The following is a 14555-nucleotide window of genomic DNA, read 5'->3' as shown; positions in this document are numbered from 1 at the left end:
GTCGTGACATGTCGAATAACTATGGAAACTTAATAGATTTTGTAACTCAAGATAACTTCTCGGAAGATGATATAATTTTTTTAACCGGGGCAACGGGCTTTCTTGGAGGTAATTTTCTTTTTTGGAAATTACAAACCCCTGGAAAAGTGTTCACTTTAGTTAGAGGAAGAAATGCAGAACAAGCTAAACAGAGAATTATCGAAAACCTGGAGACTTGTGCAAAAAGCTATAATTTGCCCATGTTATCGGATGAAATCATTGAAAAGCGTTTGCAGTGCATAGTCGGCGATTTAAAACAGGACGACCTAGGAATTTCAGAAGAACAATACAATCAGCTGTCGCAAACCAAGATTAAAGAAGTTTGGCATTGCGCAGCAAGCCTCTCTTTTCGCTGGGAAGACAAAGAAAAAATAGACGCGGTTAATATACACGGAGTCAATCGCCTGCTAAGCCTATCTAAATCGCTAAATATATCACGATTTGTTTATGTTTCTACGGCTTACACGGCTGGTAAAAAACATGGATTAATTAAAGAAGAGCTTCACCCGGAAAACACAGAGTTTGCCAATTATTACGAAGCGAGCAAATGCGAAGCTGAAAGGATTATCTATCATTTTACGCAATTGGAATCTATGGGATGCACAATTATCCGCCCCTCTATCATTCTTGGGCCTGAGTTAACTCGCAGTAGTGGTGGCACACGTTTTGGACTTTATGGATTTTGCCAGGAAATGTATCAAATGCGCGATACCTTGGCTCAAGTTAAAAAAGATTTGCGATTAGTAGGCGATAAAAATTCGGTCGGTAACTTTATTCCTGTCGACCAAGTTGTTTATGACATGCTGTACTTAAAGTTTATCGGGTTTGGAGATCAAGAAATTTATCACTCATGCAATCTGAGTGATTTAAAAATACTCGATGCGATAAAGCAATGTGAAAAGCACAACCAGCTAAATTGCATTACCATAGTGAAAGAACGAGAAGGGAAAGTTTCGTCATTTGAGTCCTTGTTCGATAATAAAACTCGTTTTTACGAAGGATACTATGGCACACAAAAAACGTTCGAGCGTTCACTTCCCAATCACAAACGGTTAACCATTCAAGATATTGATAATTACATGCGTTTATTTGTTGATGAATTGAAAGCCGAAGAGGAAGGCAGTATTTTCGAACGCAGCCAAATATCGAGCTGGGACTCTACGCCATTAAGTGTCCATACCTTGGGTTCACCTTCAAACTCACCAATTATAATTGCCAACGCTTATGGGATGCCTAAAGATTTTATCACGCCTTTGGCTCGTAGACTCAGTAAACACCACTTTGTGATTACCTGGGACACTCGCTGGGTTCCTTCTTTAACTCATCAGTTCGAGTTGGATAAGTGCAATTCACTCACTCATGCGAAAGACCTGATTTCAATTATGGATCATCTTGATATTGAACAAGCTGCCATTATTGGCTGGAGTAGTGGCGTGCAAACCTGCCTTAGAACCATGCACGAATTTCAAAATCGTATTTCGTCTGCTGTATTATTAAATGGCGGCATTTCTTTAAAAGATGAAGCAGGTATTCCCATTACTCAATTTGAAGAGAATTTAAAATCGCTTCTACCCAAAATTAGTAGTAATCGACGAATGGCAGAATTTTACTGCCAACTTATTTACGGTAACCACCAGGCAGGCGAATCCGATGAAAAGGCAATTGATTCCATATTAACAAGTACCGATCCTTACTTACTGTACATGACCAGTATGCCATTTAGAAGCGCTGAGTCGCTTTACCGATACGCTAATATGATGCATAACTTATTCAATGAGAGAGAAGATGCCTACACGACAGGTGTCGAAACACCCGTTTTAGTATTTGGCTGTACAGATGACGAAGTAACCCACCCGCAATTGGCGGAAGCACTTTGCCGAAAACTTAAAAACTCTAAACTGGTGCTGGAGCAAGATGCAGGACATTTTGCTCAATTTTACGATACTAATGTTGCTATTATGGCAACAACATTTATTCAAAGTCATTTAGCAGTAACAGAAGAACTGGTATAACTTTATGCTCATCGCTAAACTAGAGTCCACGCTTCGTGATTTTCCCAAACGTCCTGCACTTCATGTGCAGGACCATGTTTATTCTTATAATGAGCTGTTCGGCTGCGCGAAGTTTATTGCAAAAGAAATTGAACAAAAACTTGAAAAAAACGCCGTACTTGTTTTTTCAAAAAAAACATTCATTGGTTACTCAAATATTTTAGCAAGCTTTTATACAGGCAAAACCTATATACCTATAAACCCAAGCTTTCCGGTAGAGAAGTTAAAGTCCATTATTCATCAGAGTGGCTCAAAGAACATACTGATTGATGAAAGCTGTCTAGACGAATGTATCCAGTTGCTCACAGCACATGACAATCCTTTAAATGTATTTTTTGTTGGCCATTCAAATAGCTTTGACCAATTTACAAAAACAATGCCCCCTTTTCATAGGTTAAATCATATTGAGCTATCAGCCGAAAACGTCGCTCTTTTTGAATCACAGCAATTGACTCCCATACAAACAGCCTCTAAAGATTCCATCGCTTACATTATGTTTACTTCTGGAAGTACGGGACTTCCGAAAGGAGTTCCTGTATCACATGAAAACTTGGTGGCTTACCTCGATCATATTAAGAAGCTTTATAGTTTTTCAGAGCACGACAGACATAGCCAGTTTTTTGAGTTCACCTTTGATCTTTCGATGCATGATTTAATGGTTTGTTGGACAACGGGTGGTTGTCTATTTGCAGCCAATGAATTTGCAAAGTTGATGCCGGTTCAATTTGCAGAAAAACATCAACTCAGTGTTTGGTTCTCAGTTCCCTCTCAAATAACGAGCGCTCGAGCAATTATGAAGGATAAGTTTGATAACTTATCGCTTCCTGCTCTTCGTCATAGCTTATTTTGCGGTGAGGCCCTACCTTCAAGTACCGTTTCTACTTGGCGTAAAATAGCGCCGCACTCAACCATTGACAATTTATACGGCCCCACTGAAGCCACTATTGCATTCACACTATTTCGCTGCACTGACAGTTTAAATGATGAACATAACGTTCAACCTGTCGTACCCATTGGTAAACCCTTCGAAGGCAATCGTATTTTGATCGTTGATGATTCGTTAGACCCGGTAAGACCTGGTGAAGTTGGCGAGCTATGCTTACTCGGCCCACAAGTAGTGAATGAATACTGGAATGATTTAAATAATACGCTTAAAAGTTTCTTTCGAATACAACAATCAAAAACAAAGATGTCGTCGGTATACCGAACAGGCGATCGAGTCCATCAAGATCAATATGGCATTTTGCATTTCCATGGTCGACAAGATCACCAGATAAAAATTCGAGGATATCGTATTGAGCTGCAAGAAATTGAATTTAGAATTCGCGAGTGTACAGGAGCGGGTCATGTTGCTGTTATTCCTTTTCCTTTAGGTGAAAACAATGAAGCTCAGGGGCTTGTCGCATTCTACAGCCAATGTAAAATATCAAAATCGAAAATAATTGAGAACTGTCAGAACCATTTACCCGACTACATGGTTCCAGATCAAATTCACGAGCTCTCAGAATTGCCCTTAAACAGTAATGGAAAAATAGACAGAACCGCATTGTCCAATAAAGTGGAAAAGGTTTAATTGCATGAAGAAAAACTCACACTGCTTATTTTGCGAAATCATCGAAAATCAACTTCATCATTATAAAATAGTTGAGTCAGAACTTTATAAAATCATTTTGGACATTCGCCCTATGACCTTTGGCCATATGATGATTATCAGCAAGCAGCATGCAAGTCATATTCATCAACTTTCAAAAGAAAGTAACGAAGCAATTTTTGTCGCTGTTCAGCAGCTTACTGAACAGCTCCCCAAACTCTTCCCCGATGTAAACGATTGCAATGTATTGCTCAATAATGGTGCAAACTCAGGCCAACATATCCCGCATGTTCACGTTCATGTTATCCCCCGCAGAAAAAAAGATACCTTATCTTTTTATTGGCGACTCCTTACTCGATTTTTAAACCCACTAAGTCGTTTAAACAATCCAAAAGCATTGAAAAAATTGCACCAAGAAATAGCACAACGATTAGAATGGCAATTCGATAAGAATCCAACAAAACTCGAAGAAGTAACTAATAACTAAGTTCTTTCTATAAAAATCAATAGACACAGTTTCAATTTTACTGGTTTTAATTTATTCAATTGAAACAATCAACTTTACGCCGACGGTTTAAATGTTTAACCTCCCTTCGCTATCTCGGTTCTGAACTTAGAGTGAGCCAAAAAAAGAAAAACTAGATAAAACTTTAACCAAGCGGTAACATTAGTCTATTATATTGCAATGCAACATACCGTTTTGACATCAACCCGAGGGTCAAACTATGAATCTAGAAAAGAAAGTAATCGTAGTCACGGGAGCTGCTCAAGGGCTAGGTAAAGCCATTGCTCTCTCACTGGCTGAGCAAGGCGCAAACATCGCTTTAATAGATGTAAATAGTGAAGCATTAGCTCAAGCAAAAGCTGAATTTGAAGCCCTTCCAGGTAAAGCAGCAACCTTTGTGTGCAATATTGCTGACGAAGCACAAGTCGTGGATCTTTTTAACAATATTCAATCGGATCTTGGCGGGGTTGATGGCTTAGTAAACAATGCTGGAATTCTTCGAGATGGCCTCCTGGTAAAAGCTAAAGATGGGCAAGTTACGGATACATTAAGCCTTAAAAGCTGGCAGCAAGTCATTGATGTCAATCTTACAGGTGTCTTTCTCTGTGGGCGTGAAGCCGCTAAGCATATGATAGAAGACGGCCGCAAAGGCGTTATTGTTAATATCTCATCGATATCTCGTAATGGAAATGTTGGTCAGAGTAATTACGCTGCCGCAAAGGCTGGTGTAGCCGCTTTGACGACAACCTGGGCAAAAGAGTTGGCCCGGTATGGCATACGCTCAGCGGCCGTTGCTCCTGGATTTATCGAAACGGAAATGACAGGCTCAATCAAACCTGAGATTCTGGATAAAATTAAAAGCACTATTCCTCTCAAAAAAATGGGCTCACCTGACAACATTGCAGAAACAGTAAAGTTTATTTTTACGAATGATTATGTCAGCGGACGCGTAATCGAAGTTGATGGTGCTTTAAGACTTTAATCGAGATAAATACCACTATCTCTCCAATTTTTGGCTCTAAAGTCTAAATAGGCCAATATGAATCACGAAATGTTGCCTTTTAGCAGCTTTTCGTGGTTGAATGTTGGTCCTTTATCTCAACCAGAGTACTTAAAATGGCGATCATTGTTTTAATCGCGCTGCTGTTTATGTTCCTTGCTGGATTATTTTAAGTTCAGTATTACAAAGCGAGCTGCCGGTCCCACAGCATAGTCCGTTTATCAAATGTAATGACAGCAACTCATTGATATTTTGATAAAATTTATTCGACGGTTAGCTTTTCAATCCATTGTTTTAATTGGAATATGTACATAAACCAAGTCAGTCCAATAGCCATTGTCTTGTTGTCCGACTCAGTTCGTTGTCCATTCAACTGATAACGCCATTCATTCGCTTTTTCAATATCTGAAAAGAAGCGCTCATATAAGGTTTCGCAGACATCTTGATTTCTCAACTCTTGAGGAATCCATTTATTTTCAAAGGCATAGGAAACCGAAGATTTTAAATCAGGAAATTGCGATCCTAATTCTCGTAACAACATATCTTTCACATATTGAGCAAATTCAGTTTTTAACAAAGGAAACTCATCTAGAACCACCGCGTTTTCGTTTATGGTATCTCGTATGGTTTCTTTTGCGTTTCCTTCACTTTCGGTCTCAGAGAAATCGGGATTTGTCTCAGCGACAACATCAGACGCATGATTTACTGCAGTGGCATGTATTTGATCACCGTATTTACGCTCCATCTCAGCAATTAGCTCGAGTTCGCTTTCATTCAGCAATGAAAAATCGCCCTCAGTTTCGCTTAAGCGGTGGCTCAAAGCTTCAAACTTCTGGAGGTCTTCTTCAGACAATAAGGCTTTCAATCGCCCTAGGTGATTTTCTAATGACATAATTTTCTAAACTCATTCAAGGTTATACAGCTGCGATCTTCAAGCCTTTATCGACAAATTCTTGAAGATCGATACCGAACGCACGGTTTGGAACCGCCTTAATAATACGGTATGTATGGGCAGATGCATCTAAATCAAGCTTAGACATATCAATCAATCGTTCACGACGACGGTGTTTTTTGTTCTCATCAAGTATTAAGAGCACTTTCGGCCGCAATTTGTACCTCGGATTAGTCGCTGTAACAATCCCGACTTCACCGTTTTCCATTTCAACTATCGAACCCGGCGGATAAATACCTCGCCATTCAATAAATTTTGTAACCATCTTGCCATCGTAATGGGTATCACGACAGGACATTAGCACCTTGTAAGCGTCCATTATCGCTCGAGACTGGTCATAACACCGATCAGAGGTAATCGCATCGAACGTATCGACAATAGAAACTAATCTTGAAAAAGTCGAGATCTGATGATCATAAAGCCCTCTTGGATATCCTTCACCATTGAGACGCTCATGATGAGTAAATGCCACATCAACGGTTGAAGGCAAGGCATCTCGTTTTTTCAGCAAGATTTCATAGCCTTTTTGCGCATGACTGCGCATCGTTGCCATTTCTTCGTCAGAAAGTTTGCCAGGTTTATTTAAGATAGCTGTAGGCACCATCACTTTCCCTACATCATGCAACATACCGGCAACGCCAATGTCCTCCAGCTGTTGCTCTTCAAGCCCCAAATACCGAGCAAAAGCGATAGATAATATGCCAACATTGAGACAATGCTCGGCAGTGTACTCGTCTTTATTTTTTATAAGCGTCATCATGAGCATTGCGCTCTCATTGCGAATGATACTTTGGACGCAATCTTTCACCTGCTCTTTAACCGCAGCGATCTCAAAATCTTCACCGAGCATCACTCGATCGAGCACACTTTTAATGACCTGTTTGGATTTCTTAAATGTTTTTGCGGCAGGACCGATCTCATCATGAAGATCGGAAGAATTAATTTCTTGCTCGTACTTTTTCTTTAAAGTTGGTGAGACGGTAGAGCGAGCACGAAACTTCTTGTAGAGCGACTCATTAGGAAAGTCGACATAAACAAAATCACATTGCTCTTTAACCGAAGCGACATCTTCTTGATCTTCAAGCGTAAATCCCTGGAGCAGAAAACTCGTTTCGCTCCAGCTTCTATCAAGATCCGACACAAACATGCCAATTTCCAGCTGGTCGGAGAATACTTTGACTCGCTTTATATGTGACACAACTCGCTAGTCCTTTGTTGCGATATTCTTTAAGAATACTCAATTATTGAGTCACATGCACGTTTTTAGTTATATTATCTCACGAATTAGATTATCAATTAAATCGGCTAGAACAACCTTAACCTGCTCAGCTCGTTCTGGGCTGTATTCAAGCTGCTTCTCATCCATATAAGTCGCTTGAGAAAGCTCCAATTGCAAAGAAGAGACTCCCGACTCAGGCTTGGCATATTGTCGAGTAATGTAACCACCTTTAAATCGTCCGTTTACCACTTTTGAATACTGCTGAGTATCGAAAGAAGTCACGAGTTTCGCGATCGATTGATTGCATGAAACTCCATTATTCGTACCAAAATTAAAATCGGGAAGTTGTCCTTCAAAAAAACGGGGTACGACAGATGCTATTGAATGAGCTTCAAATAAGAGTACGCGACCGAACTTGGATCGAATAGAATCGATCTCTTGTTGTAACCGCGAATGATAAGGTAACCAATAGTTATTAATACGACGTTCAATTTCTTGTTTATTTGGGGAATGTCCTGATTGATAGATTGGCTCAAGATTAAAGGTCGTAGTTGGACAAAGCTCAGTATTATTTGCGCCAGGATACAGCTCTTCGCCGGTACTCGATCGGTTTAAATCGATCACATAACGTGAGTACAATGGATTAATAAGGTAACAACCTTTCTTAATGGCAAAACTATACAGCAATCTTAAAAACCAATCCGTATCTTTTAATTGGCGTGCTTCATCCGTCATTATTTGTTGAATATTTTGCGGGACGCATGTTCCATTGTGCGGCATACTGATCAAAACAGGCACTTGACCTTCAACCCATTCATAAGGCGGTTGATTTAATTCTTTATCAGAATTAAAAACGTTTATATCAGGAAGTAAAAAACTTTTTTTAGCTTCCGGCGTCGACAACAAAAATTCTGAGTAATGATAACTAACTCTTTCTAAACTGAAACTCTTGTTCTTGTCTTGAATGATCGACTTTACATCAAGCCAATTATTCAATGATGGTTTTTTTAATAAGACTTCAACCACAGCTCGAAAATAAGCGTAAGTCACTGTCGCATGATATTTTTCTGTTGCACCAACCGACTCTGCATAAGATCGAATAGTATGAGCGAGTTTCGATAATCCTGAGTCGAATCCCATTTGCCAATAATAGAGACAAGCCAGTCTCAGATGGGACTCATGATTAAAATGTTCTTTCGGTAAAGTGTGGTTTTCGATGGAATGTAAAAATTCACGATCGTCATTTTGGTAATTTTGCATAATTCCCCGATTCTCGTTGCTTAGGCGCTGAGTATTTTATAACATCCTGCCTTCAAATTCTTGTCTATACAATCAAAGTGCGTGCTATGCAGAAGTCTGAATCTCGTTACATAAAAGTTAAACGTCATATCATGGATGGTATTAAAAACGGGTTATGGCAACCTGGTCAGCAAGTACCTTCCGAAAACGAATTAGTTAAACTCTGTCAAGTCAGTCGAATGACTGCACGACGAGCGCTCGAAGAACTGGACTCTGAGGGAATTCTCTATCGGGTACGTGGTAAAGGATCTTTTGTTGCCGAAGAAAAGCATCAAAGCTCATTGTTAGAAATAAAAAATATTAAAACAGAAGTTACCAATCAAGGTCATCAACATCGCGCTTCACTGGTTGAAATGAGTTCGATACCGGCGACTGTGGAATTAGCAGAGTTGTTTCGTCTACCAAAAGACAGTAACGTTTTTCACTCGGTTATTGTGCACTATCAAAACAACGAGCCCATCCAAGTTGAAGAACGATTTATTAATCCAGAGGTTGCGTCGGATTATCTACAACAAGATTTTAAATCGACGACTCCCAACGAATACTTAACTCAGATTGCTCCAGTCACTGAAGCAGAACACATTATTGAGGCTATCGTGCCAGAAAAACAATACTACAACTTGTTAAATCTGGAACAAGATGAGGCCGTTTTGTTGCTCACGCGGATTACCTGGAGTTTTGATAATGCCGTGAGTTATGCCAAGCTGTATCACCCTGGTAAGCGTTATCGACTGGGAAGTCGCTTTACTCCAAAAGCATAAAATTGTGACAACAAGATTATACAACTGATATGAATCGCTGGATTATCGGCGACTGAGTAAAAAAAACGAGATATACAAGGCGTTATAGTGCAGTAAGTCATTGCGTTATAACGCCTTTTCTCTTTGTATATACAAGAAAATTTTCAGTATACTCGGAGAAAGTTAATAAATTGCTTCAAATTTAAGGGTTAACCATGACAGACAATAGAATCGATGAAACACGCGTTATTAGAGCGCCTCATGGCTCTGAGCTAAACGCTAAGAGCTGGTTAACAGAAGCCCCTTTACGCATGTTGATGAATAATTTAGATCCCGAGGTAGCTGAGCATCCTCAAAGCTTAGTGGTGTACGGAGGAATTGGCAGAGCCGCCCGAAATTGGCCCTGTTACGACAAGATAGTTGAGTCGTTAAAACAATTAAATAACGATGAAACACTACTCGTTCAATCTGGTAAACCCGTCGGCGTTTTTAAGACACATATTGATGCACCGCGTGTTCTGATAGCTAACTCAAACTTGGTACCCGAGTGGGCAAACTGGGATCACTTCAATGAACTCGATAAAAAAGGACTCATGATGTACGGTCAAATGACCGCTGGCTCATGGATTTACATTGGCAGTCAAGGCATCGTTCAAGGAACTTACGAAACCTTCGTTGAAGCCGGTCGTCAGCACTTTGAAGGTAAAACCCAAGGCAAATGGATCTTAACAGGTGGACTCGGCGGCATGGGCGGAGCCCAACCACTTGCAGCGACAATGGCTGGTTATTGCATGATTGCCGTAGAGTGCGATGAAACGCGTATCGATTTTCGTCTACGTACGCGTTACCTCGATAAGAAAGCCACCTCGATTGAAGAAGCGATGACAATGTTAAATACCGCTTTAGAAAAAGGAGAGGCCATCTCTATTGGTCTTTTAGGTAACGCTGCCGAAATATTCCCAGAAATGGAAAAACAAGATGTAAAGCCGGATCTGGTGACCGATCAGACGTCAGCACACGATCCGGTAAATGGTTATTTACCTATTGGATGGACGGTTGAACAGTGGCGTGAACAAGCGCAAACAAATCCCAAACTTGTAGCAACTGAAGCACGCAAATCCATGGCGCTTCAAGTTGAAGCCATGGTGAAGTTTTGCCACGCAGGAATTCCAACGGTTGACTATGGAAATAACATTCGTCAGCAAGCCTTTGACGAAGGTATCAAAGACGCGTTTGATTTTCCTGGCTTTGTTCCAGCTTACATTCGCCCTCTTTTCTGTAAAGGTGTTGGTCCATTTCGATGGGCAGCATTGTCTGGTGACCCAGAAGACATTTATAAAACCGATCAGAAAGTTAAAGAAATAATCGCAAACGATCCTCACTTGCATAACTGGCTCGATATGGCCAGAGAGCGCATTAGTTTTCAGGGATTACCGGCAAGAATCTGTTGGGTTGGTCTTGGTTTACGTCACAAACTTGGTCTCGCATTTAATGAAATGGTACGTAACGGTGAATTATCGGCTCCGGTAGTTATCGGCCGTGACCATTTGGACTCTGGATCGGTCGCAAGCCCAAACCGAGAAACGGAAAGCATGAAAGATGGTTCTGACGCAGTTTCTGATTGGCCCCTTCTAAATGCCATGCTAAATGTTGCAAGCGGTGCTACCTGGGTTTCTTTGCATCACGGCGGCGGTGTCGGTATGGGATATTCGCAACACTCCGGCATTGTTATCTGTTGTGACGGAACAGAAGAAGCTGATAAACGTATTGAAAGAGTGCTATGGAATGATCCTGCAACCGGTGTCATGCGACATGCCGATGCTGGCTATGAGATTGCCAAGCAATGCGCAAAAGAAAACGGTTTGAATTTGCCGATGGTTAATGGCTAAGGAACACCTTAATGAAAACGATAAAAATTATCCCAGGAAAATTATCTCTTGATGATTTACGAATTATTTTTAGAGAACGCGTGCAGCTTGAACTCTGCGACTCAGCGATAGATAAGATTAATCAATCGGCGCAAACCGTTCAAAACTGTATTGATAAAAACCAAACTGTGTACGGAATCAATACTGGATTTGGGTTGTTAGCTCAAACTCGAATCCCAAACGATAAACTTGTTGATCTACAGAAATCATTAGTTCTCTCGCACGCCGCAGGAATAGGAAAGCCGCTCGATGAGCCAACAACTCGATTACTCATTGCATTAAAGGTTAATAGTTTGGCGCAAGGACATTCCGGAATAAAAATGTCGACGCTTGAAAGACTCATCGCATTATTTAACATGAACGCTTTGCCGGTCATCCCAGAAAAAGGTTCCGTTGGCGCAAGTGGTGATTTGGCACCGCTGGCACATATGAGTGCCGTTTTATTGGGTGAAGGACAGATTCACTTGGATGGGGTAACTTTAAATTCGTCTGACGCTCTGAAGAAGTTAAACTATTCACCCATCGAACTGTCACCTAAAGAAGGTCTCGCGCTTTTAAATGGAACACAAGCCTCTACCGCACTCGCGTTGAAAGGATTGTTTTTAGCTGAAAATAATTTTTGTACCGCACTGGCTGCAGGAAGTTTAAGTGTCGATGCACTTATGGGGAGTGTCACACCTTTCGATGAAAGAATTCACGCTGTTCGAGGTCATCAAGGTCAAATAGAAACTGCGAAGATATATCGAGAGTTACTTACAGGAAGTGAAATTAATCAATCGCATACGGACTGCGATAAAGTTCAAGATCCCTATTCATTACGATGTCAACCTCAAGTAATGGGAGCTTGTCTCGATCAAATTCGGTTTGTCGCTAATACACTTCTCATAGAGTCGAACGCAGTATCAGATAATCCCCTTGTTTTTACTGAAGACGGCGATATTCTTTCCGGCGGTAATTTCCATGCAGAACCCGTCGCTCTAGCGGCTGATGCTCTGGCTGTAGCAATCTCGGAAATCGGTTCAATTTCAGAAAGACGTATCGCAATTTTTGTCGACAAGCATATGAGCGGTTTACCGCCATTTCTCGTTGAGAACAGTGGCGTCAATTCAGGCTTTATGATTGCCCAGGTTACTGCTGCCGCTCTAGCGAGTGAAAACAAAACATTAGCTCATCCAGCTTCAGTCGATAGTCTACCTACCTCAGCTAACCAAGAAGATCACGTTAGTATGGCCACCTTCGCTGCACGAAGATTAACAGACATAAATGAAAATGTTGCAGGGATCTTATCCGTCGAAATGTTGTGCGCCGCGCAAGGAATAGACTTTCGAGCTCCATTGAAGACCTCGAAGAAATTATTAACCACTTATCAATTAATCCGACAACATGTTTCACATTACGACAAAGATAGATACATGTCCGATGACATGATAAAAATACAAGACCTAATATTGACTGGATCCTTTGTAAGCCATATTCCGACAGTGTTTTAGCCATATTCAATAGGCTTATTGCTGAAAAAGAAAGCCCATGAATCCAAGACAAATTGGTTATAATGAATTATGTTTTTTACAACTTACTTTGCATTAAAACGTCAATAAAAAAGAACCACAACTGTAAGCTATTGAGTCTTAATCATTTTTAAAATAATTTGCAAAAAGTTGACATTAAGAAATTTGGACTATACTGAATATGGGTTAACCAATATCCAGCATCATTCTCCCAGTCATTTCTTGACACCATGATGCTAGACAGGTTTCCCAGTCTTGGTTGTTACATTTATTTATTCCATTCAGTTATGGAGCCCGGTTCCCCACCGGGCTTTTTTATTGACAAGCCTTTAGTAACTCTTAAACTCGATCTGATACTCTAACTTAACTAATTTACTACTTTTGATATTAACAACTTATGTTATCAAACAAAGAACTCAATAAACTTCGCGAAGCGATAGACCATTTGGATTTAGAATTATTAAATCTACTCGCAAGACGAATATCATTATGTGATCAAGTAGGCGAGCACAAAATAGCTACTCAATCGGTTACGCGAGATCCGGAAAGAGAAGATGCGCTGTTAAAAAACAAAATCGAATTAGCAAAAGAAATTGGACTTAGCCCAATCTTTGTAAAAGAACTATTTGAATTAATTATTAATCATTCGGTAAAAAAACAATACCAAATGAAAATGAACCAACCATTTAAATCTCCACGAGTTGCTTACTTAGGTGATCAAGGAAGTTATAGTCATCAAGCTCTTATCAAATACTTTGACAATCAAACTAGTAATCCAAAACCTTTTCCATTTAAAACATTCAAGGACATTGTTCATTCTGTTAAAAATTCAGATATGGATCTTGGAGTTCTGCCAATTGAGAATACAACTTCGGGCGCAATTTTAGAAGTTTATGATTTACTTCAAGGTTCAGGAATAAATATTGTTGGTGAAGAAATTTTTGAGATAAAACATTGTTTAGTTGGTAAAAACTCTAATACAAATCAGATAAAGAAAATACTTGGTCACCCCCAAGCCATTACTCAATGCAATGATCTGATTCAAGCAAACTCAGATGTAGAGATAGAATACTGTGCAAGCAGTGCTGATGCCCTCGAAAAAATCATTCAATTAGATAAAGACGACATTGCTGCTATTGCCAATGAATATGCAGCCACAATTTATAATCTATCCATTATAAAAGAGAATATCAGCAATCAACGTAGTAACTTCACCCGATTCATCTTTATATGTAAAAAGGAATTTGTTTTTCCTGAAGAAATTCCATGTAAAGTTTCCATTGTATTTGCGACTCAACAAGGACCGGGATCCCTTGCTACTGTTCTTAATGATTTCAAATCATGCGGTATCAATCTTACTAAATTACAATCAAGGCCCATTCCAGAAAAACCTTGGGAAGAAATGTTTTATGCTGATTTTGAAGGCCACTTAGATGCCATTGAGGTCAAGGAAGCTTTAAAGCTCGCCGAAAACAGTTGTCAGTTTCTCAAAGTGCTCGGTAACTACCCAAAGTGTGAAATAAAATTAGCTTGAGAAAGGTCTCAGGCCGGAAAGCTTAATTCTAAACCTATAATCAAAGTCTTAAATTTTAAGTGGTTTATTGTTATTAAACTGAGGGATATAAAAAAGCCCCAGCACGGTATGTGCAGGGGCTTATAATTAAATGCCTGGCGATGACCTACTCTCACATGGGGAAACCCCACACTACCATCGGCGCTGAAC

The 14555-nt window shown here is 40.1% G+C and carries 11 protein-coding genes; 8 read left to right on the top strand and 3 right to left on the bottom strand.

Translation table 11 applies throughout. The annotated features are described in order from the left end of the window. Positions 1-8 precede the first annotated feature (8 nt). The 4 genes from FAX86_RS17950 to FAX86_RS17935 all read left to right on the top strand — a co-directional run bounded on the left by FAX86_RS17950 (position 9) and on the right by FAX86_RS17935 (position 5168). A complete protein-coding gene (locus FAX86_RS17950) occupies positions 9-2051 on the top strand; it encodes an alpha/beta fold hydrolase (RefSeq protein WP_144394864.1) in 2043 nt (680 codons plus the stop codon). 4 nt (positions 2052-2055) lie between these two features. Beyond that, on the top strand, positions 2056-3663 hold the full coding sequence (locus FAX86_RS17945) for an AMP-binding protein (RefSeq protein WP_144394863.1): 1608 nt from the start codon (positions 2056-2058) through the stop codon (positions 3661-3663). 4 nt (positions 3664-3667) lie between these two features. Further along, complete coding sequence (locus FAX86_RS17940; protein WP_144394862.1) at positions 3668-4168, top strand: HIT family protein; 501 nt, start codon at positions 3668-3670, stop codon at positions 4166-4168. 238 nt (positions 4169-4406) lie between these two features. Then, positions 4407-5168 carry an SDR family oxidoreductase gene (locus FAX86_RS17935; RefSeq protein WP_144394861.1) on the top strand — a complete coding sequence of 254 codons (762 nt, stop codon included), beginning with the start codon at positions 4407-4409 and terminating at the stop codon, positions 5166-5168. Positions 5169-5448: 280 nt separating this feature from the next. Here the strand turns inward: FAX86_RS17935 and FAX86_RS17930 are convergent, their stop codons facing one another. The 3 genes from FAX86_RS17930 to hutG all read right to left on the bottom strand — a co-directional run bounded on the left by FAX86_RS17930 (position 5449) and on the right by hutG (position 8617). Further along, entirely contained in the window at positions 5449-6078 is a 630-nt protein-coding gene (locus tag FAX86_RS17930; RefSeq protein ID WP_144394860.1) for a hypothetical protein, read from the bottom strand. 22 nt (positions 6079-6100) lie between these two features. Next, entirely contained in the window at positions 6101-7336 is a 1236-nt protein-coding gene (locus FAX86_RS17925; RefSeq protein WP_144394859.1) for a cyclic di-GMP phosphodiesterase, read from the bottom strand. Positions 7337-7405: 69 nt separating this feature from the next. Beyond that, complete coding sequence (gene hutG, locus FAX86_RS17920) at positions 7406-8617, bottom strand: N-formylglutamate deformylase (RefSeq protein ID WP_246128657.1); 1212 nt, start codon at positions 8615-8617, stop codon at positions 7406-7408. An 86-nt stretch (positions 8618-8703) separates the two neighbouring features. Here hutG and hutC point away from each other — a divergent pair, with 86 nt between their 5' ends. From hutC to pheA, 4 genes are all read left to right on the top strand, one after another. After that, positions 8704-9417: a histidine utilization transcriptional repressor HutC gene (gene hutC, locus FAX86_RS17915; RefSeq protein ID WP_144394858.1), complete on the top strand. Its 714-nt coding sequence runs from the start codon at positions 8704-8706 to the stop codon at positions 9415-9417. 194 nt (positions 9418-9611) lie between these two features. Beyond that, the gene (gene hutU, locus FAX86_RS17910; protein ID WP_144394857.1) at positions 9612-11285 is read left to right on the top strand and encodes a urocanate hydratase; all 1674 of its coding nucleotides are present in this window, start codon (positions 9612-9614) and stop codon (positions 11283-11285) included. An 11-nt stretch (positions 11286-11296) separates the two neighbouring features. Next, positions 11297-12814 carry a histidine ammonia-lyase gene (gene hutH, locus FAX86_RS17905; RefSeq protein WP_205859249.1) on the top strand — a complete coding sequence of 506 codons (1518 nt, stop codon included), beginning with the start codon at positions 11297-11299 and terminating at the stop codon, positions 12812-12814. Between the two features lie 415 nt (positions 12815-13229). Further along, positions 13230-14366, top strand: a complete 1137-nt coding sequence (gene pheA, locus FAX86_RS17900) for a prephenate dehydratase (protein ID WP_144394856.1) — start codon at positions 13230-13232, stop codon at positions 14364-14366. Positions 14367-14555 lie beyond the last annotated feature (189 nt).

It is taken from the genome of Pleionea sediminis, from assembly GCF_007570825.1.
GTDB classification, from domain to species: Bacteria; Pseudomonadota; Gammaproteobacteria; order Enterobacterales; family Kangiellaceae; genus Pleionea; species Pleionea sediminis.
Note: the sequence above shows the minus strand (reverse complement) of the source record. Positions and strands in the feature narration are given on the sequence as shown.

Bases quoted from the DNA above. Each gene is read 5' to 3' on its own strand.
- FAX86_RS17950 (WP_144394864.1), top strand. From the start codon at position 9: ATGTCGAATAACTATGGAAACTTAATAGATTTTGTAACTCAAGATAAC.
- FAX86_RS17945 (WP_144394863.1), top strand. From the start codon at position 2,056: ATGCTCATCGCTAAACTAGAGTCCACGCTTCGTGATTTTCCCAAACGT.
- FAX86_RS17940 (WP_144394862.1), top strand. From the start codon at position 3,668: ATGAAGAAAAACTCACACTGCTTATTTTGCGAAATCATCGAAAATCAA.
- FAX86_RS17935 (WP_144394861.1), top strand. From the start codon at position 4,407: ATGAATCTAGAAAAGAAAGTAATCGTAGTCACGGGAGCTGCTCAAGGG.
- FAX86_RS17930 (WP_144394860.1), bottom strand. From the start codon at position 6,078: ATGTCATTAGAAAATCACCTAGGGCGATTGAAAGCCTTATTGTCTGAA.
- hutG (WP_246128657.1), bottom strand. From the start codon at position 8,617: ATGCAAAATTACCAAAATGACGATCGTGAATTTTTACATTCCATCGAA.
- hutC (WP_144394858.1), top strand. From the start codon at position 8,704: ATGCAGAAGTCTGAATCTCGTTACATAAAAGTTAAACGTCATATCATG.
- hutU (WP_144394857.1), top strand. From the start codon at position 9,612: ATGACAGACAATAGAATCGATGAAACACGCGTTATTAGAGCGCCTCAT.
- hutH (WP_205859249.1), top strand. From the start codon at position 11,297: ATGAAAACGATAAAAATTATCCCAGGAAAATTATCTCTTGATGATTTA.
- pheA (WP_144394856.1), top strand. From the start codon at position 13,230: ATGTTATCAAACAAAGAACTCAATAAACTTCGCGAAGCGATAGACCAT.